We start from the raw sequence: 21462 nt of genomic DNA on the forward strand, positions 1-21462 counted from the left end.
CAGCACAGCAGGTATTGAAACCAACTGCACCAACGCCTACGGTTTTAAGACCTGCCGCTCCACCTGCACCAGTGGTTCGTCAGCAAGTTGCAGCACCTGTACCACCTCCAGTAGCTCCTGTTTATCAGCAGCCTGTTGCGTATACACCGCCAGCACCTGTCGCTTATCAAGCAGTACAACAAGGACTGCAAGATATTGGTTTTGAGCGCGGTAGTGCAGGTGAGGGACAAGTTGTACTGAATTTAAAAACAGCAGATACACCAGTAGATGTACAACAGCAAGGTAGCAAAGTTGTGGTGCGTTTCCTCGGTAACAAAATTCCATCGCATTTGGTGCGCCGTTTAAACGTTAATGATTTTGCGACGCCTGTCTCTACAGTAGACGCTTATAATGATAAGTCGAATGGTGTAATTTCCATTCAGTCGAGTGGTAGCTTCGAATATATGGCTTATCAAACAGATGGTAAGTTAACGATCAGTCTAAAACGCCCAGAAGAGAAAAAAGGCTTAAGCAGCCAAAATCGTACACCTAAATATACAGGTAATAAGATTTCTCTCGACTTCCAAGACATTGAAGTGCGCCGCGTATTACAATTGTTGGCTGATTTTACCGGCATTAATATGGTGACTTCGGATTCAGTTCAAGGGAATATTACATTACGCTTAAAAGATGTGCCTTGGGATCAAGCGCTTGATATTGTAATGAAAACCAAGAACTTGGATAAGCGTCGCAACGGAAACGTGATTTGGATTGCACCTGTTCCAGAATTGATTAAAGCCGAAGAAGAAGAGGCGAAAGCCATTGCACAAAGTGTGAAGTTGGCACCATTGCAAACCGAATATATTCAATTGAGCTATGCCAAAGTTGAAGATATTGAAAAGTTGATTACTGAAGGTCGTAACAGCCGTTCATCTAATGGTAATAATACAAATTCAACAACTGACCCATTGGGGGACAGTGTCGGGTCATTATTAAGTCCACGTGGTACAGTTTCAATTGATCCACGTACCAATACATTGATCATTAACGATACAGTTCAAAAAATTGATCAAATTCGCAAGATGATTGATTTATTGGATGTTTCTGTAAAACAAGTCATGATCGAAGCTCGTATTGTACGCGCGACAACAGATTTCACTAAAGAAATGGGTGTGAAATGGGGGGTAGTATCGAAAGGTGTTGCAACCAATAATGATCTTTTGGTTGGTGGTAGTGATCAAACGCTGTGGGATTTAAAATCACCAAGTGAGGATGGTCGTTATAATATTCAACGTCCTGATAACTTAAATGTGGATTTAGGTGTGGCTGGGGCTGCAGGTAAAATTGCATTTGGTTTAATCAATATGTCTGATTTTATGCTGGACCTTGAGTTATCGGCACTACAAGCTGATGGCTACGGTGAAGTTATTTCTACCCCAAAAGTTCTCACTGCTGATAAGCAACAAGCGAAAGTTGCTTCAGGTCAGGAAATCCCTTACCAAACCACTGAAACTGCAGGTGGTGCTGCAACGGCGACGACTTCCTTTAAAGAAGCGTTGTTAAGCTTAGAGGTAACACCAAGTATTACGCCTGATGGTAAAATTCAAATGAAATTGAACATTACCAGCGATTCACCAGCAGGTTACGCACAGAATGGTGAAATCATTTTGAATAAAAATCAAATTGATACCAATGTGCTTGTGAACAACGGTGAAACTGTGGTGCTAGGTGGTATTTTCGAGCAAGAAACGATTTTTAACCAAACCAAGGTACCTTTCTTTGGTGATATTCCTGCTGTTGGTCGTCTATTCCGTAAAGACAGTAAAACAGAGAATAAGCGTGAGTTATTAATCTTTGTGACACCAAGAATTGTTAATGACAGGCAAACTAGAAACAATTAATATAGTTTCAATGAAAGCAATTCAATAGGTGACTCCTTGCCAAGCAAAGAGTTTGAAACCCTACCGAATATTTATTTGGTAGGGCCCATGGGAGCTGGTAAAACAACCGTTGGTCGACATCTTGCAGATTTACTTCATCGAGAGTTTCTTGATAGTGATCATGAGATAGAAAGAAAAACTGGGGCGACCATCCCATGGATTTTTGAGAAAGAGGGTGAACAGGGATTCAGACATCGTGAATCACTGGTAATTGATGATTTAACATCAAAACAAAATTTAGTTGTTGCGACGGGTGGCGGTGCAGTTACTCAGTCGATTAATCGATCTTATCTAAAAGATCGAGGTATTGTGATTTATCTTTATACTCCCGTAGAAATACAACTTCAAAGAACCTACCGTGATAAAAATCGACCTTTATTACAAGTCGAAAATCCTGAACAGAAATTACGTGAATTATTGAATATTCGTGATCCGCTGTATCGTGAAGTTGCACATCATATTATTGAAACGAATCAAGGCGCAGCGCGTGATTTGGCACAACGTATTCTTAATGTGATTGTCGCAAAAGAATTGAATTAAATTTGTTTTATTGGCTTATAACATCATGCAAACCTTATTCGTTGAACTCGGTGAACGCCGTTATCCTATTTTCATTGGTAGTGATTTAGATCCGCAACAATTACTTGAACCCTATATTCATGGGCAACAGGTCATGATTGTCACCAATGAAACGGTTAAACCGTTGTATTTAGATCACTATGTATCAGCTGTGAAAGGTTTAGGTAAAAAAGTTGGGACATGTGTTCTACCTGATGGTGAATGTTATAAAAATATTGAACATTTGAATTTAATTTTTGATGCCTTGCTTGAGGCAGGATTTAACCGAGATTGTACAGTGCTTGCCTTGGGTGGAGGGGTGATTGGTGACATGGCTGGATTTGCATCAGCTTGTTTCCAACGCGGAGTGTATTTTATTCAAGTCCCGACCACGCTGCTATCGCAAGTCGATTCGAGCGTTGGCGGTAAAACTGGAATCAACCACTCATTAGGCAAAAACATGATTGGCGCATTCCAGCAGCCACAGGTCGTACTTGCGGATATGGCGCAACTTAAAACATTGCCTGAGCGTGAGTTATCAGCAGGTTTGGCTGAAGTCATTAAGTATGCCCTATTAGGAGATGTTGATTTTCTTGCATGGCTTGAGGAAAACATGGATGGTCTCGTTGCCCAACATCCAGAATTACTTGCTGAAGCAGTCTACCGCTCTTGTGCACACAAAGCGCGAATTGTGGCCAATGATGAGAAAGAACAGGGTGAGCGTGCATTACTGAATTTAGGTCATACCTTTGGACATGCAATTGAATCTTATCTGGGATATGGTGAGTGGTTACATGGTGAGGCTGTGGCGACGGGAATGGTGATGGCGGCAGATTTATCTTATTTAATGGGGTGGATCACAGAAGCTGACCTTGAACGTACAAAAATTATCATTCAACGTGCGAAATTACCGATAAAATGTCCTCAAATTCCACTTGATGAATTTTTGGCATATATGTCTCATGACAAAAAAGTCCTGAATGGTCAATTACGTTTAGTGCTCTTGAAGTCACTAGGGCAAGCAGTAATTACCAAAGAGTTTGATGTGGAATTAATGAAACAAGCGATTTTACGTAATCAAGCATAATCTTAGGTTTTCTCATGACGGTACGCCACTCATCCCCACGCACAGCGCAACAATATATTTGGTTGATCGGTGGCATACTGTTTTTAGTCGCATCTTTTGTATTCTGGATTTTGACTGATAGCAAAGAGTTGGTTACTCAGTCTAAGCAAATTGAAGAAACTCAAGTCCAAATTCAACCTGAAAAGGTGGCAGCAACAAATTATTTGGGCGGGCTGACTGATCAAGTGCGACCTTTGGAATTAACTGCGCGTAAAGTGGCTTCAGGAAACCATTTGCCTGAATTTAGAGGCACAAAGTTTATTCAAGACAATAAAAATAATTATTATATCGAACTATTTCGCGTTACTAATGAAGATGTAATTAAAAGTTTTCTTAATAAGCAAACTGATCGTAAACCATACATTTATTTTCGTTTGAGTGGTGAAGATCAAGTTGAACAGTACATTTTGGGTTATGGGCTGTTTATGGGGGAAGGTGCTGCCAAGACAACTTTAAATGGATTGGATTTAAAGTTACCACCTTCTGTATCGCCTAAAGTTGCTGGCTTTAATCAGTTTGTGGGTAAAGTTAATGACATGGGTTCTGAAGAACTAACAACTGCAAAATTATACGAAATTAAATTACGACCTGCAGCTGTACCATTGATTGATGAGTCCTTGCTGGTTCGTCCTAAGCCAACCCCTATGGTTGATCCTGCTAAGGCAACAACCAATGTGACTATTACAAGAAAAGATCAGTCAGGAAATGTGGTTGATGTGAGACGTTCGCAATCGAATGTTGACCCTATTTCGAGCGATAACTCAAAGAATAATACGGATAAGCGGAATCAAGAGGCTCAAATTAGTGATCCATTTAATTAAAATGGTATAAAATGGCGCAAAATTAAACGAAAGCATAATAAATTTGCACATCATTGGTGCGATAAAGTGGTTCTAATTTGGTGCCTTTTCGGTTAATAATGACAAAATAATTGAAATAAAACGCTTGCACGGAATAAATAAATATTGGCATAGATTTTGCTTTTATTGGTGCGCTGATTAAGTAAATTGTCCCTATTTTGGAGCGAAGACCTTAATTTAGTGTGCGATTTAGTCAAATTGATCTGCTTTAAATGGGTGCAAATCGTCTCGTACATTTGTGAAATTAAATCAGAAAAGACGTTCAATAACGAAAGACATACAGAATCATGTCTTTGTTTTATAAAGAAATCGTATTTGAAGAATAGATAAGTTTTGCCCAATGAGGGCCATGTTGAAGAAGGGTACGCTATGCACATGCCATCGCCTAATACTGTAGCTCCCGCTAAAGGTCTATACCAACCGGATGAGTTTAAAGATAACTGTGGTTTCGGATTAATCGCCCATATGCAAGGTGATGCAAGTCATGACTTGGTCAAGACCGCGATTCATAGTTTAAGTTGTATGACGCACCGCGGTGGTATTGCTGCAGATGGTAAGACGGGTGATGGATGTGGTCTACTGTTGGCTATGCCTAAGCAATTCTTCCGTGAAGAAGCAAAACGTTTAAGTGATATTACACTCAGTGAAATTTTTGCAGTAGGTACAGTTTTTCTTAGCCTAGATCCTGCAATTGCTGCACATGCAAAACAAGTGCTGACTAAAGAAATCGAATCAGAAGGTTTGCGTGTAATTGCATGGCGCTTAGTGCCAACCAATAATGAAGCATTAGGCTCAATTGCGATGCAGTCTTTGCCAGCTTTTGAACAAGTAATTGTTAACTGTCCAATGGGTGTTGAAGAAGTTGAGTTTAACCGTAAGTTATTCTTGGCTCGACGTCGTGCTGAACAAAAATTAAGTCAAGATAGTTCATTCTACGTTACAACACTTTGTTCAACTGTGATCTCTTATAAAGGCTTAATGATGCCTGAAGCGATTGCAGATTTTTATACAGATTTAGCTGATCCACGTTTGGAATCTCACATTGTGGTGTTCCATCAGCGTTTCTCAACCAATACATTACCGCGTTGGCCATTGGCACAACCTTTCCGTTACTTAGCGCACAATGGTGAAATTAATACCATTACAGCAAACCGTAACTGGGCGATGGCACGTACACCAAAGTTTGAAAACCCGCTCTTGCCAGGTTTAACCGAGCTTAACCCAATCGTAAACCGTACTGGCTCTGACTCTTCAAGTTTAGATAACATGCTCGAGATCTTGGTTGGTGGAGGTATGGATTTATTCCGTGCACTACGCATGCTCGTTCCACCAGCATGGCAAAACGTTGAAACTTTAGATGCTGATTTGCGTGCATTCTATGAGTTTAACTCTAAACATATGGAAGCATGGGATGGGCCAGCAGGTCTTGTGATTCAAGATGGTCGCCATGCGATTTGTATGCTGGATCGTAATGGTTTACGTCCTGCACGTTGGGTAATTACTAAGAATGGTTACATCACACTTGCATCAGAAATTGGTGTCTGGGGTTATGAACCAGAAGATGTGGTCTCTAAAGGTCGTGTTGGACCAGGTCAGATCTTAGTCATTGACACTTTCACTGGTAAATTGCTGGATACTAAAGACGTCAGTAATCATCTGAAAAAAATGCGTCCTTATCGTCAATGGTTGCGTGAAAATTCAGTGCGTATCCAAGGCAGCCCAGAGCTAGAAGAATATCTATGTGATCAAGGCTTAAAAGGCGATGCTTTAAAAGCAGCACAAAAAATGTTTATGGTGACATTTGAAGAGCGAGATCAGTTATTACGTCCAATCGCTGAAAGTGGTCAAGAAGCGGTAGGTTCGATGGGCGATGATACGCCGATGGCAGTATTGTCTCGTCAAGTACGCCATGTAACAGATTACTTCCGTCAACAATTTGCTCAGGTAACTAACCCACCAATCGATCCATTACGTGAATCGATCGTAATGTCTTTAGAAACATGTTTGGGTCGTGAACAAAATGTATTTGAACAAGGTCCAGAGCATGCGGATCGATTAATTATTTCAAGTCCTGTACTGTCAAACTCTAAAATGCATCAAATTCGCACTTTAGGTCGTAAGGGCTACGAGATTGCAGATATTGATCTAAACTATGCAGAGACTGAAGGTCTAGAAGCCGCGATTACACGTATTTGTGAAGAAGCAGCGCAAGCAATTCGTGATGGCAAAACCCTATTGGTGATTTCTGATAAGAAAATCCGTGAAGGGTTCTTACCAGCTAATGCAGCGATGGTAACGGGTGCTATCCACCATTACCTCATCCATGCAGGTTTACGTACAGATGCAAACATTATTGTTGAAACAGCTTTAGCGCGTGATCCACACCAATTTGCCGTAATGCTTGGCTTTGGCGCAACAGCAATTTACCCATATCTTGCATATGACGTCATTAATGATTTAATTGCGAAAGGTGAGTTGTTAGGTGATCCGATTCATGCACAAGCGAATTTCCGTAAAGGGATCGAAAAAGGATTGCTGAAAGTCCTTTCAAAAATGGGTATTTCGACTGTTGCTTCATATCGTGGTGGACAATTATTTGAAGCTGTCGGTTTATCTGAAGAAGTTGTTAATAAATGCTTCACAGGTGTTCCAAGCCGTATTAAAGGTGCAACTTTTGTTGATCTTGAAAATGATTTGAAAAAATTAGCAGAAACCGCTTGGAAATCACGTAAGCCAATTGAGCAAGGTGGTTTGCTGAAATTTGTATTTGATAAGGAATATCACGCTTTTAATCCTGATGTAATTAATGCTCTACATAAATCTGTACGTTCTGGGAAATATGAAGATTTCAAAGAATATGCTGAGCTTGTAAATAATCGTCCAGTGGCAACCATTCGTGATTTATTTAAACTCAAAACAGAAAATTCAATTCCACTGGATCAAGTTGAATCTGTAGAAGCGATTCTTCCGCGTTTTGACTCTGCAGGGATGTCTTTAGGGGCATTATCACCAGAAGCACATGAAGCGATTGCCATTGCAATGAATACAATTGGTGGTCGTTCGAACTCAGGTGAGGGTGGTGAAGATCCAGCGCGTTACGGCACAATCCGGAACTCAAAAATCAAACAAATCGCATCAGGTCGTTTTGGTGTAACGCCTGCTTACTTAACTTCTGCAGAAGTACTGCAAATTAAAGTGGCACAAGGTGCAAAACCGGGTGAAGGTGGTCAGTTGCCAGGTGGTAAAGTGAATGGCTTAATTGCACGTTTACGCTACTCTGTACCGGGTGTGACATTAATTTCTCCACCACCGCACCACGATATTTATTCAATCGAAGATTTATCGCAGTTAATTTTTGATTTAAAACAAGTTAACCCTCAAGCGATGGTCTCTGTAAAACTGGTATCTGAGCCAGGTGTGGGGACGATTGCTGCGGGTGTTGCAAAAGCCTATGCTGACTTTATTACCATCTCTGGTTATGACGGTGGTACAGCAGCATCGCCATTGTCTTCGATTCATCATGCGGGTTCGCCATGGGAGCTTGGTCTTTCTGAAGCGCATCAAGCCCTTCGTGTAAATGATTTGCGTGGTAAAGTTCGCGTTCAAACGGATGGTGGTTTAAAAACGGGTCTAGATGTCGTGAAAGCAGCTATTTTAGGTGCGGAAAGCTTCGGTTTTGGTTCTACACCAATGATTGCGTTGGGTTGTAAATACCTCCGTATCTGCCACTTAAATAACTGTGCGACTGGTGTAGCGACTCAGCAAGATCATTTGCGTCAAGAGCACTATATCGGCGAACCACAAATGCTCATTAACTTCTTCACCTTTATTGCAGAAGAAACACGTGAGTGGTTGGCTGCATTAGGTGTATCAAGTTTGAAAGACTTGATTGGTCGTACCGACTTACTAGAAATGCTACCTGGTGAAACAGATAAGCACGCTCACCTAGATTTAAGTGCTTTACTTGAATCACATCCAGCTGCTGAAGGCAAAGCTCAATATTGCGAAGTCGAAGGAAATGCACCATTTGATAAAGGTGTTTTGGCTGAGTCTATGATTGCAGAAATATTGCCTGCGATTGAAGCTGGTACAGGTGGTGAATACAGTTTTAGCATTGGTAACTGTGACCGTTCTATTGGGGCACGTGTTTCAGGCGAGATCGCTCGTCGCTATGGTAACTTAAGTATGGAAGCACACCCTGTTAAAGTGAATTTGACAGGTACTGCTGGACAATCACTTGGTGTATGGAATGCGGGTGGTCTGCATATCAAGCTTGAAGGTGATGCGAATGACTATGTGGGTAAAGGTATGGCGGGTGGTCGTATCTCAATTTTCCCACCGAAGGGTTCTCCATTTCAAACACAAGAAACAGCGATCATTGGTAACACATGTTTATATGGTGCAACAGGCGGTAAATTATTTGCTGCAGGTACAGCTGGTGAACGTTTTGCTGTTCGTAACTCAGGTGCGTTTGCGGTGATTGAGGGTGCTGGAGATCACTGTTGTGAATATATGACAGGTGGTATTGTGACGGTACTGGGTAAAGTTGGTCATAACTTCGGTGCAGGTATGACAGGTGGTTTTGCTTATGTACTTGATTTAGATAATGACTTTGTTGATCATTATAACCACGAGTTGATCGAGCTTAATCGTATTTCGACCGAATCAATGGAAGAACATAAAGAGTTCTTAAGCCGCATTTTAGATGAGCATATTAAGGAAACTGGTAGTGCTTGGGCGTACAAGATCCGTAACGAGTTTGATTTCTACAGCCGTAAATTCTGGTTGGTGAAACCAAAAGCTGCAAACTTGCAGACTTTATTAAAAACAACTCAAGCTGATCCTCAATAATTCCACTACTGCAGATATATAGGCAGATGCAGCTGAACTAACAATAGACTGCATCTACCCACGGAGAGAGATATGGCAGAACGCCTTAATAATGACTTTCAATTCCTGGATGTCGCACGCCAAGATCCAGAGAAAAAAGATCTCAACGTCCGCAAAGCTGAGTTTGTGGAAATTTATAAACCCTTTACAGCTGAAGTTGCGAAAAACCAAACACATCGCTGTTTAGGTTGTGGTAACCCTTACTGTGAATGGAAATGTCCAGTACATAACTATATTCCAAACTGGTTAAAACTGATTGCTGAAGGTCGTATTTTTCAAGCAGCAGAGCTTTGCCACCAAACCAATACTCTACCGGAGGTGTGTGGTCGAGTTTGTCCTCAAGACCGTTTGTGTGAAGGTGCATGTACACTAAATGATGGGTTTGGTGCGGTGACCATTGGAAATGCTGAAAAGTATATTAATGATACGGCATTTGCATTGGGCTGGCGTCCTGACATGTCTCATGTCAAATGGACAGATAAAAAAGTCGCGATTATTGGTGCAGGTCCTGCAGGTCTAGGTTGTGCGGACATTTTGGTGCGCAATGGTGTTAAACCTGTCGTATTTGATAAGCGCCCAGAAATTGGTGGTTTGCTGACCTTTGGTATTCCTGAATTTAAGATGGAAAAGGACGTGATGAAACGTCGTCGTGAAATCTTTACAGGCATGGGGATTGAATTCCGTTTAAATACAGAAATTGGCACAGACATCACTATTGATCAATTGCTTGCTGATTATGACGCTGTCTTCATGGGTATGGGAACATACACATACATGAAAGGTGGTTTCGCAGGTGAAGATTTGGAAGGTGTTTATGATGCGCTTGATTTCTTAATTGCCAATGTGAATCGTTGCCAAGGTTGGGAGAAAGATCCTTCAGAATTTATCAGTGTGGAAGGTAAGAAAGTTATTGTACTCGGTGGCGGTGATACTGCTATGGACTGTAACCGTACTTCAATCCGCCAAGGTGCAACATCTGTCACTTGTGCATACCGCCGCGATGAAGAAAACATGCCAGGTTCACGCCGTGAAGTTAAAAATGCGCGAGAAGAAGGTGTTGAATTTCAGTTCAATCGTCAGCCGATCGAAATCGTGGGTGAGAATGGAAAGGTCACAGGTGTTAAATTTGTGACGACTCAACTCAGTGAGCCTGATAGTCGTGGTCGTCGCAGTCCTGAACCGATCCCAGGTTCAGAGGAAATCTTACCTGCTGATGCAGTGCTGTTGGCCTTTGGTTTCCGTACAAGCCCTGCAGAATGGTTTAATGATGTAAGTATTAATTTAGATGGTTCAGGTCGTGTCGTTGCTCCTGAGCATCAACAATACAAGTTCCAAACTTCTAATCCGAAAATCTTTGCCGGTGGAGATATGGTGCGTGGTTCTGACTTGGTCGTAACTGCGATTTGGGAAGGACGTCAGGCTGCTGAAGGTATTTTAGATTATCTTGATGTTTAAACGAAAACATGCCTTACAAAAAATCCTACTTCGGTAGGATTTTTCATTTATATGCATGACTTGTTTGACAATCTCTTGTTGAATATTCAAAAGTATCCAATTCAAGAACTATCTTAAGAATCATGTAATTAAATTAAAAAAGAGAATGGAGTTGTAATTTAATTTGCGACTTTATTGGCAAAAAATATAATTTATTTGTCTGTGTGGTTATTTTTGCAATATTAAATCTGATTTATTCTGACAGTATGAATAAGAAATGCTATATCCATATAGGCTCTAAAATGACAACTACACAAATCGCCAAAGATAAATCTTATTTAAATCGTCCAAAAGCGATTGGGATTACCGTACGACGTTTAAATTATAATCCTAAAGCCATACGACGCCATTTTTTCGCGAATTCTCCTGTCATGTCACACTTGTTGACGGCACTTTCTTCTACCTTTCCAATTGGTGAACAATTCTTTGTTCATAGTGTTCGTAATGTACGAGATAAAGTGAAAGATGAAAAATTACAAGCGCAGATTGCAGCATTTATTGGTCAAGAAGCGATGCATTCAAAAGCACATGCGGAATTTAATGACGCTTGGCGCCGTGATGATTATCAACTTGACAACTTTCAAGCATGGTTAGCGCGACGCGATGAATTTATTCGTACTACCCATCCAAAATTGCAGTTAGCAATTACCTGTGCTTTTGAGCATTTTACAGCGTTATTGGGTGGTTATATTCTTCGTCATCCTGAAGTCCTGTCAACCTTAGATGAAGATGCAACTAAGCTTTGGGTGTGGCATGCTATTGAAGAAATTGAACATCGAGCAGTTGCATTTGATGTCTATCAAGCGGTATACAAAGATACCAAAGTGCGCCGCAATATTATGCGTAGCGTAACCACAGGTTTCGCGAGTCTTACATTTTATTCAGCGACTCGATTATTTTGGCAAGATCGTCGAAAAAGCTTACCTAAGGTCAGTGGAAACTTATATGGTATTTACCTGATTTCTAAAATGATGATCGAGCTAATTCCAGAATATTTATCATATTACAAAGAAGATTTTCATCCTTCTGAAATTGACTATACGGATATCGTGAATCATTGGAAGGCAAAATTAGCTGAAGAATATCAAGTGGAAGGCTTCCAAGAGCATCCCCAACCTGTACTATATAGCTAACAAAAAAAACCTAGCGAAAGCTAGGTTTTTTTATTACTTAGATGAGTCTTGATTAAACTGACGCATTCTTCTTTGGCGCTGCCAAGGGAGAGGGCGGTCTAGTGCTTCGGGGACATCGCCTGATGTAGAGCGTAAACGTAAATGTAATGCAGCTTGTGCAATTAAATTTGCCGATACAGGCGCCGTAATAAAGGCAAGTAATGTAATCAGTAGTTCAGCAAACCCAAAGCGACTATGAAAAGCTGAATAAATCATAGCTGCTATTAAAAAACTACCTAAGCCTAGTGTGCTCGACTTTGTAGGGGCATGCAGACGCATGAACAGATCGGGTAACTTTACGATTCCAATTCCACCTACAAGGGTAAAGAAGGCACCGGTAAGAAGGAAGAATGAAACTAAGATTTCCATGATGAGCTGAGTATTCATATTGTTCTCCTAGTCCACCACATGGCCTGTCGTAAAATAACGAGCCAATGCTGCTGTGGATACGAATCCAAGCATTGCCACCAACAATGCACCTTCGAACAATGAAGTACTTGCCCAAAAAATTCCAAGTACCACGACCAAGCAGGTTGCATTCAGAAATAAAGTATCTAGTGCGAGTAGTCGATCTACCATAGAAGGACCAATGACTAAACGTATTAAGCAGAGCAGCATTGAAATCGTAATTCCAATCAAACTAATTCCCAATGCATAAAGTAAGATCGTCATGCTGAATCTCCTTGTTTCACATGGAAAATCGCCATAAGTGGTGCTTCATAGCGTTGTTTGATTTCCAAAATATCAGCTTCGGGATCATCTGAGTTAATTGAATGAACCAAAATGTCACCGCGTTCTTGGTCGATTCCAGCACTTACTGTGCCAGGTGTAGTCGTAATGATCATTGCCAATAAGCTGTTGACCTGATCATGATCAGTATCTAATGGAACACGATACCACTTGGGATGAAGACGGTCAGTTGGTCCAAGCACTTGCTTAGCGACACGGATATTACTGATGATAATGTCCCAAAGTACGACCAAAATTAATTTGCACGCTAAATCCCAATGAATATTGGGTGTGCGAACGATAAAAGGTTGTACCAATTTTGGGATGACTAAACCAATCACAATGGCAACTAAAATATCAAAAAACTGAGCGCTTTGTGCCAGCATTAGCCAACTTATTCCCACAATCACAGAAACAAAAGGATGCGGTAAAACTCGATCGAGTAGAGAACTTTGTTGTTTCATTTATTGCTCCATCGGTTGAAGTTTAGATTGAACTTCTTCAGGCTGAAGCTGATTCAATTCTTGCTCTTTAATTTGACGTTGCTTGTACTCAGAGATATGTTCTCCTTCGAGTGCCTTCTCGCTTACGATATGTGGAATATAATGCGCATTTTGGTCTGCAAACTCTCCGCCGTATTTTGTTTCTGGAAGATAATTGGGATCAAATGGTTGTACACTAATTACTTCACCACGTTCATCCATTTTTAAAACAGCAGTAATATATTGTTCTGAATCATTTAACTGATTTGCAGTTTGTTGAATATACTGTGTGACTGGATGAGCAAATATCACATAAGCGATTAAACTTATAATAAAGACAAAAATTGTGGTGTCATTACGTGGAGGTGCCTTGCTTGGTAACTTTTGATATTCATGATAAGACTCTTGATTAGGGTCATTTTCTGGTACAGTTGAACGCCATAAAATAACGAATCCTAAACGAGTGAAAGCTATGATACTAAGCAAGCTCACAATCAGAATGACAATAATAATGAGCAATTGATAGCTAGATACAGAGGCCGCTTGAAGGATAAATACTTTTCCAAAGAATCCACTGAAGGGTGGAAGCCCTGCCATCATGAGTGCAATAATGAAGAAGCAAATCGAAACTAGCGTCTGCTGTTTCATGATTGGTGCGATTTTTAGATGATCTTTGAATGCACCACGCTGCGAAGTAATCCAACCGCATAGCAAGTAGAATGCAGCGGCAATAATCGTACTATGCACGAGGTAATATAGCGCTGCAGCCCAAGCATCTGCAGTCATCAGAGAAAGGGCGATTGCAATCGTTCCTATAGACGATAGGATCATGAAACCAACAAAACGACGCATTCGCTCTGCACCAATCGCACCAATTACACCATAAATAGTCGTAATTAAACCAATTGGAAGCAGCCAAGTGCTGAGAATTTCTCGCGAAAGCTCATCGGTGAATACGGTTCCATTCACACGTAAAATGGCATAGATACCCACTTTGGTCATGATGGTGAATAATGCGGCTACAGGGGTCGTGGCGACGGCATAAGTTTTAGGTAGCCATAGTCCGACAGGGAGGATTGCAGCCTTGATACCAAAGACTACAAACAGCATTAATCCGCCTGCAACTGCCATATTGTACTGATCACCTTCAAGTGTACGTACAATTCGACCCACATCAGCCATATTCAGGCTACCAGTATTACCATAAATCATCCCTAAGCCAATCAAAAAGAATGCAGACGCTAATAGGTTGATCGTTACATAGTGAATACCAAGTTGGAAACGTGCTTTGCCTTGACCATGTAGAAGCAATACATATGAAGCCATCAACAGCACTTCAAAGAAAACAAACAAGTTAAATAAGTCGCCTGTTAGAAATGCACCACATAATCCCATGAGTAAAAAATGGCTCATTGCATGGAAATAGCGTCCACGTTCATCCCATTCTTTACTTGCAAACCAAATAATTGGTGTCGCAAGAGCATAGGTGAGCACGAGCATAAAGGCTGCCAAACGATCTAGTACAAGTACAATGCCAAAAGGAGCTGACCACTCGCTTAAACTATACACATAGATCTGACCAGAGTTCGCCTGAATTAAGTAAATGATTGCAGTCGCTAAACCAAGAAAAACCGATGTTAAACTGATTCCACGACGCCAAGGTTGACGCCAGTCATGCGCTAAAGATCCTGAACCTGGATTACCCAATAGCACTAAAATAAATGCAGTAAATGTCGGAATTAAAATACTTAAAATTGGCGAGTGGGTGAGCCATAAATCATAAAAATTCATCATTAAGGCTCATCCTCTCTTGGGTCTGTATTGATTATTTCTTCTTTAGAGTCAACATGATCAGTACCCGATTCATAACGACTTCTCAATGCTAGTTGCACGATAAAAGCAGTTGTGGCAAAACCGATTACAATTGCGGTCAAAACTAATGCTTGAGGTAATGGATCTGTAACTTGAGTGGCATTGGTTAAAATCGCAGGTGAATTTAATTGAATCCGCCCCATTGCGAAGAGAAATAAATTGACTGCATACCCTATCATGGCCAAGCCTAGTACCACAGGGAAAGTGCGGGCACGTAAAATCAGATAAATACCAGTGGCAACCAATAATCCAATAGCGGAGGCGAGTAAAAATTCTAAACTAATCATTCTTTACTCCTTCGGTACAGGGCCGGTGATGCTTGAGTTGCGTGAGTCGCCTAAAACGGAAATCATGAGCATTGTTGCACCAACGACTGTGACATAGACACCAACATCAAATGCTGCAGCAGATGGCAAATGCATTTTTCCGAGAATGATCGGCTCTACATAAATATGAGCACTGGTCAGGAATGGTCGACCCCAGAACCACGCAGCGACCCCAGTCAGACCAGCAATAGTTAAGCCAGTACCAATCCAAATTTCATAAAGACGCCCAGACTTTGCTCGTAAGAGTTGTTCAGTGTGATCTTGACCTAGTGCAATGTACTGAATCACAAGCGCCATTGATGTAATGAGACCTGCGATAAAGCCACCCCCTGGAAGATTATGTCCGCGTAAGAAAATATATAAGCTGACGACTAAGGCAATCGGAAGGACCCAAGATGCGGTCATTCGGAACATCAACGGTGATGGATTAAAGCGATAGGTTAAGCCTTGTGTAATGGTCGTACCATGAGCACGCATTCCATCCATTAAACACAGTGTCCCAATCGCAGCAATACCCAGTACTGTGATTTCACCAAAGGTATCAAATCCACGGAAATCGACTAAAATTACGTTCACAATATTTGAACCACCACCGAGCGGTAGAGATTGTTGAACAAAGAACCATGAGATTGAATTGTGATCACGCGTCAGAATCATCCAAGTGATCCACCCGATTCCTAGACCTCCGATGATTGCAATCACCGCATCTTTCCAACGACGAGTGCGTGAAGATTCATAAGGTGTGAGTTGCGGTAAGAGGGATAGACTCATAAGAAGTAAAACAGTTGTGACAACATCGACTGTGATTTGTGTAAGTGCCAGGTCTGGTGCTGACATCGTAACAAAGACCATCGTTACGACAAGACCAATGGCTCCACTGATGAGAACGGCTTTAATGCGTTCATGGTGAAACCAAAGCATCATCCAGCACGCTGAAAACAGTAATAACCAAAGCACGATTGCAACCAATGGTGCATGCGTCAGTTCGCGTGTACCTGCATAAATACCTTGACCAATGAGAGGCATGGAGACTAAAGCAACAGCAAAAATTAATATCCACAATAAATAGTTTTGTAGAGAACCTGTTTCTGTTGCTCTTTTTAATTTTCGCGAATTTAAGAGCAAATGTTTGAGAAAGAGATCAAACAGGACTTTACCTTGAAGTTTGCCAAGTATTGGATCAAGGTCAATGTCACGAATTCTACTGTTCTTCGCAAGACTAAAATAAAAAATAATACCGCCAATCAATGCAATCGCACTCATCAATAAAGGCACGTTAAAGCCATGCCAGATTGCTAGATGTACGCCTTCAAAAGCTGGAAGGTTGGTGCTTGCTCGTGCACCAGCATTGACGATATCGCCTACTAAGAGCGCTGGTAATAGACCAACTGCAATACATAATGTAGCTAATAAAATTGCAGGTGCACGCATACCAATTGGTGGTTCATGCGCATCTTTATTTGGAAGCGCTTTGCCTAAATCACCATCAAAAAATACGCCATGAACTAAACGAACAGAATACGCGACAGCAAACAGACCCGCGAGTGTTGCAATAATTGCTGCGAAGACACCTATACCACCTGAGAGATTCGCTAATAGTTCAGTAAAGAACATTTCTTTAGATAAGAATCCATTGGTCAGTGGTACACCAGCCATTGAGGCTGCTGTGATCATGGTTAAAGTCGCTGTAAATGGAAGTAACTGCCATACCCCACTGAGTTTTCTTAAATCACGGGTACCTGTTTCATGGTCGATAATGCCGGCGATCATGAATAATGCTGCTTTAAAGGTCGCATGGTTAATGATATGAAAAATAGCTGCAGCCACAGCGAGTGGTGAACCAATCCCAAGTAAGCAAACGATCAAGCCTAAATGACTAATGGTGGAGTAGGCAAGCAAACCTTTCAGATCTTCCTTAAAAATGGCAAAGAACGCGGCCATACATAAGGTAAATAAACCAATGAATGTGACGAGGTTATGATACAAAGCAGAACCAACAAAGATCGGCATTAAGCGCGCCAGTAAGAAAATTCCGGCTTTCACCATTGTCGCTGAATGCAAATAAGCTGACACGGGTGTTGGAGCAGCCATTGCATTTGGCAACCAAAAATGGAAAGGGAATTGAGCACTTTTGGTGAATGCACCTAAAAGAATAAGGAGCAAGGCTGGCACAAATAAATGACTCGATTGAATCTGCGCCGTCATATTGAGGATTTGATCAATTTGATATGTGCCAGTGATTTGACCTAAGAGAATAAAACCACCGAGCATGGCTAAACCACCCATACCCGTGATGGTTAAGGCCATTCTTGAGCCACGCTGTGCTGCTTCGTAGTTACTCCAATAACCCACTAAAAGAAATGACGAAATACTGGTCATTTCCCAAAAGACAAGAAGAATAAGTAAATTATTAGAAAGTGAAATGCCGAGCATGGCGGCCATGAACAGCATCAGTAAGAAATATAGCTTACTTAGAGAGTTTTTATGATTTAAATAATAATAAGCATAAATATAAATGAGCGTCCCAATCCCTGTAATAAGGAGGGAGAAGATCAAGCCTAATGCATCAAGTCTAAAGCTTAAGTCGATACCAAACTGTGGTAACCATGACCAATGTTCAGAGAGGACTTGACCTTGAAAGACGTCTTTGGCTTGAGTCAGCAACAAGATAAAACTTGTTAAGCTGACTCCAATTGCCCCTAATGCTGTCGCCCCGCGAGAGATTTTTTGCAGCCAGAGGACAAGAAAAGTGCCAAGTATTAATGGTAACAATATAATAATCGGTAGCACACTCGTATCCATAGAGTTGTAGGTCGGAACCTATGATGAGTTTTATCTTTCAAAAGCTTGAGGATGGCAAAGAGTCATCCAACTACTAAAACTTTGAAAGCCGAACGAATTTTAAAAACAAAAACAAGTTGTGTTGCGCAACTTGGAAAGCTAATGCAAAGAAATAGACATTTTTTGATTAAAAAATGAATGAGTAGATTTTATTACATGTATAAAATTACATCAAACTTTTTAGCTACACAATTCAGAATTATAGCGAAAAAAAGCTTAAATTTCTGTTTAAATTGAGTGAGTCATACCCGATTAATTCATCTAATTCCAATCAATTAGGGTGATGAAATACTCGATAAATCTCCAGCTTGGAGATACTCAATAAAGCGCTGTTTTTCTGACAATGATAAATTTTTGAAGTATTCAAACAAACGCAAGCCATCAAGCGTATCAGTAGATCGACTCACTTCAGTGATTTGATCATCTTGTAAATCATTAGCCATGAGTTGAGCAAATAGTTCATCATATTGTTCCCTGATGTGGTTTTGTTCTACTTCAACAATTTTTCGATTTTCTAACTTAAAATGTTGTACATCTACTTCATTGTTTAAAATCAATTCAGAGCATGCAGATGCGATAATTTGAATTTGTGGGAATGCTTCATGCAAACGGCTGAGTACGTTTTGCACAAAATCTTCATCTAGTTGAGCATCAATATTGTCAATTAATAGAATGCCTTCACCATCAAGGCATGGGTCAATACTATGAGGATTCAGGAGACAAAGTCGTCTGACAATATCACCTACTAAACACAACCATTGACGATACGAATTAGATAATTGCGAAAAAGGAATTTCTTGACCATTTTGCACCAGCATCAATTGGATCTTGGGCGTGTATTCAATATAAATGTCACTGATCGATGGGAATAATGTATGGATGGCTTTCTTGAGTGCTTTGAGTGATGGTAGTTGCATCTCTGCTTCAAGATTTAATAATTTTGCAACTAAATCCTCTTGGTCATGATGAGAAGATAATTTTTGTTTGGTTTGAATTTTTTGAAAAACTTGTGCTAATCGTGCATTTTCAATGTCACTAATTTCACGAAACCATTCGAAGAACCGAGCAAAGGTTGTATAAGGGAGTGCAGCAAGTTCATAGGCTGCGTGCGTTTGTAATACAGCAGGATTATTTTTGCTTAGCAAATTCACTTCGTTGATAAAACGATCAGAAGGATAGTAGGCCACCATAGGCATGCCTTGAGCAGGATCTTGTTTTATCGCTTGTTGATAAAGATGAACGAGTGCTTCTAATTGAGTCGTTAGTGCTTTACTATGACCTACACCTTTACTGGTTAATGTTTTATAGAGTTGCCATTCGCACAAACCCTCTTCATTATGTTGCACAGTCGCAGCCTGTTCAATAGATCCAATATCAGTGGGATATTGAACACAAATATCTATTTTGGCTTGAATGTGTTTGTGCTTAATATCAGAATCAAGCATAACTACACCAGCAGTTCTTAAATCTTTGGCACGTGCAGCAAACCACGTTAAAGCTTGATAAATATTTTTAATAATCGCAGTTTTACCAGAGGCCTGATCACCTAAAATAATAGATATTGGACGTTGAGTTGGATCAAATTTAATTTTTATATCTGAAAAATGATAACAGTGACGTAACTGAATAGATTGAACTTTCATATTTTGCCTGCAACTTATCGTAGGGGATTATGCTGTTGCTTTCGTTTTAATCGTGGATTTAAGTTTGAGTTGTTGTATTAAATCATAAATATGATGAATATTTAAGCTGCTTTTTGCTCGTGTACATGCAACATAAAGTAAACGTAATTCTTCATCGCTAATTTTATGTTCTAGTCCATTAATTTTAAATTGGTAATCATCTTCTAAATGCACGCGATTCCACTCTAAACCTTTGGCTTTATGAGCGGTTGAGATTACATAGTCCGCTTGTTCAATGGGTGTGATTTTGGCAAGAGCTCGTTTGAGTGGATCTGTACCATGTTCATCAACCAATTTAACCAAAGGCTTGATGTCACTACCATCATTTGTTTCACAATATTCATGCACATCATGCCAAGAGTTGAACCAAGCTAACTCTGGAACGTCCGTTACTCTTTTACCTTGTTTAAGTAAGCTTGCAGCATCAACAAAGCGATTTAATTTCGCATGATCGGCTTGTAGGCTCACTTTGTCTCCTTGAACTAACCCTGAGAGTAAAAGTTCCATCGCGCGTGCGTTAGTACGGCACAAAATCGCATCTCGCATTTTGGTATGAGGCTTGTTGACGACTTTTGATTGGAGTTCGGGGTTGCCAATCAATGGAACAGTCTCATTGAGTGCGCCTAATAAGTGATTAGCAACTTCAGCAATATCATTACCAAAACGGAAGGAAGTGGTTAGGCGCGATTCGGGTAAAGGCATTTGTTGCATCGCATTGACTGCCCCACGCCATGCATAAATTTGTTGATGTGCATCGCCGACATAGATGACTTGCGTACTTTTTTGTTTGAGTAAAATCCCCAGCATTAGGGGGTCAGCATCCTGTGCTTCATCAAACAATACATAGTCTGCGGGTATAAAAGGATCTGATAAAGCCCATAATTTGAGATAGATATCATGCCCAATGCCAGCCTGATGATTAGGGTCGATTGATTCTAACCAACGACGTTCGACTGCAGGATAAAGGTGTTGCTGTAATACCGCAATATCGTCAGCATGTAGCCAACTTGGTGCTTGAATGTGGCGGGGTGCAGGATATTGCGAGCTTGTTGAACAGAAATAACTGACAGCATTTGCAACTAAGCCCGCCAAACGACTAGGCATGAGCGCATATTTTTCGTAACGCCCCCCCATGAGTCGGCGTAATGTGATGGGTTGCAAACGGTATTCTTTGGCAATAAAGCTCGGGCTCAAGCGCGGGAGTCTAAGTTTATCTGTCACTCCACGTGGAACGCTTCGAAATGCTAAAGAGTGGAATGTACGACAATCCACGCGCTGATGAAATTTTTGTTGAGCCTCGCTGGCAATCGCTTTGTTAAAGGCAAGATACATACCGCGACGCTGTTGCATCGCATCACTGACTAATTTAAGCGTTGTTGTTTTACCTGTACCTGCATAGGCAATCACTTTGAAGGATTGACCAGATTGCGCTTGTTGAATCGCAATTTCTTGTTCTAAGGTAGGTTTGACAATGACAGACACAGGTTAATAAATCTTCAATGGTTTTAAAA

General features: G+C 40.8%; 14 protein-coding genes and 1 pseudogene. 7 read left to right on the forward strand and 8 right to left on the reverse strand.

Annotated elements, in window-relative coordinates:
• Positions 1-149: 149 nt before the first annotated feature.
• The 7 genes and pseudogenes from AC1M9H_RS07630 to AC1M9H_RS07660 form a co-directional block, all read left to right on the forward strand.
• A pseudogene (locus AC1M9H_RS07630) lies at positions 150-1880 on the forward strand (type IV pilus secretin PilQ); the annotation flags it as partial.
• A 36-nt stretch (positions 1881-1916) separates the two neighbouring features.
• A complete protein-coding gene (gene aroK, locus AC1M9H_RS07635; RefSeq protein WP_035263975.1) occupies positions 1917-2459 on the forward strand; it encodes a shikimate kinase AroK in 543 nt (180 codons plus the stop codon).
• Between the two features lie 25 nt (positions 2460-2484).
• The gene (gene aroB / locus AC1M9H_RS07640; protein WP_481597470.1) at positions 2485-3564 is read left to right on the forward strand and encodes a 3-dehydroquinate synthase; all 1080 of its coding nucleotides are present in this window, start codon (positions 2485-2487) and stop codon (positions 3562-3564) included.
• Between the two features lie 14 nt (positions 3565-3578).
• Positions 3579-4424, forward strand: coding sequence for a hypothetical protein (locus tag AC1M9H_RS07645; protein ID WP_481613104.1), 846 nt, complete (start codon positions 3579-3581; stop codon positions 4422-4424).
• 414 nt (positions 4425-4838) lie between these two features.
• Positions 4839-9314, forward strand: a complete 4476-nt coding sequence (gltB, locus tag AC1M9H_RS07650; RefSeq protein WP_171076729.1) for a glutamate synthase large subunit — start codon at positions 4839-4841, stop codon at positions 9312-9314.
• A 72-nt stretch (positions 9315-9386) separates the two neighbouring features.
• Positions 9387-10808 (forward strand): FAD-dependent oxidoreductase, encoded by a 1422-nt coding sequence (locus AC1M9H_RS07655; RefSeq protein ID WP_035263992.1) that lies wholly within the window; start codon positions 9387-9389, stop codon positions 10806-10808.
• 281 nt (positions 10809-11089) lie between these two features.
• Positions 11090-11980: a metal-dependent hydrolase gene (locus AC1M9H_RS07660; RefSeq protein WP_481589148.1), complete on the forward strand. Its 891-nt coding sequence runs from the start codon at positions 11090-11092 to the stop codon at positions 11978-11980.
• A gap of 33 nt (positions 11981-12013) precedes the next feature.
• Here AC1M9H_RS07660 and AC1M9H_RS07665 read toward each other — a convergent pair whose 3' ends face one another.
• The 8 genes from AC1M9H_RS07665 to AC1M9H_RS07700 all read right to left on the reverse strand — a co-directional run bounded on the left by AC1M9H_RS07665 (position 12014) and on the right by AC1M9H_RS07700 (position 21433).
• Positions 12014-12406: a Na+/H+ antiporter subunit G gene (locus AC1M9H_RS07665; protein ID WP_481596121.1), complete on the reverse strand. Its 393-nt coding sequence runs from the start codon at positions 12404-12406 to the stop codon at positions 12014-12016.
• Positions 12407-12415: 9 nt separating this feature from the next.
• The gene (locus AC1M9H_RS07670) at positions 12416-12691 is read right to left on the reverse strand and encodes a monovalent cation/H+ antiporter subunit F (RefSeq protein WP_481596122.1); all 276 of its coding nucleotides are present in this window, start codon (positions 12689-12691) and stop codon (positions 12416-12418) included.
• On the reverse strand, positions 12688-13212 hold the full coding sequence (locus AC1M9H_RS07675; RefSeq protein WP_481613105.1) for a Na+/H+ antiporter subunit E: 525 nt from the start codon (positions 13210-13212) through the stop codon (positions 12688-12690). Before AC1M9H_RS07675 ends, AC1M9H_RS07670 begins: the two co-directional genes overlap by 4 nt.
• Positions 13213-15024: a monovalent cation/H+ antiporter subunit D gene (locus AC1M9H_RS07680; protein ID WP_481613106.1), complete on the reverse strand. Its 1812-nt coding sequence runs from the start codon at positions 15022-15024 to the stop codon at positions 13213-13215.
• The gene (locus AC1M9H_RS07685) at positions 15024-15389 is read right to left on the reverse strand and encodes a Na+/H+ antiporter subunit C (protein WP_092767259.1); all 366 of its coding nucleotides are present in this window, start codon (positions 15387-15389) and stop codon (positions 15024-15026) included. The genes AC1M9H_RS07680 and AC1M9H_RS07685 overlap by 1 nt, the downstream gene beginning before the upstream one ends.
• A gap of 3 nt (positions 15390-15392) precedes the next feature.
• Positions 15393-18230 (reverse strand): monovalent cation/H+ antiporter subunit A, encoded by a 2838-nt coding sequence (locus tag AC1M9H_RS07690; protein WP_481613107.1) that lies wholly within the window; start codon positions 18228-18230, stop codon positions 15393-15395.
• A gap of 314 nt (positions 18231-18544) precedes the next feature.
• Entirely contained in the window at positions 18545-19912 is a 1368-nt protein-coding gene (locus AC1M9H_RS07695; RefSeq protein WP_481613108.1) for an AAA family ATPase, read from the reverse strand.
• A 27-nt stretch (positions 19913-19939) separates the two neighbouring features.
• Positions 19940-21433 carry a UvrD-helicase domain-containing protein gene (locus AC1M9H_RS07700; protein ID WP_481596127.1) on the reverse strand — a complete coding sequence of 498 codons (1494 nt, stop codon included), beginning with the start codon at positions 21431-21433 and terminating at the stop codon, positions 19940-19942.
• Positions 21434-21462 lie beyond the last annotated feature (29 nt).

Source organism: Acinetobacter sp. ANC_7512 (genome assembly GCF_056779935.1).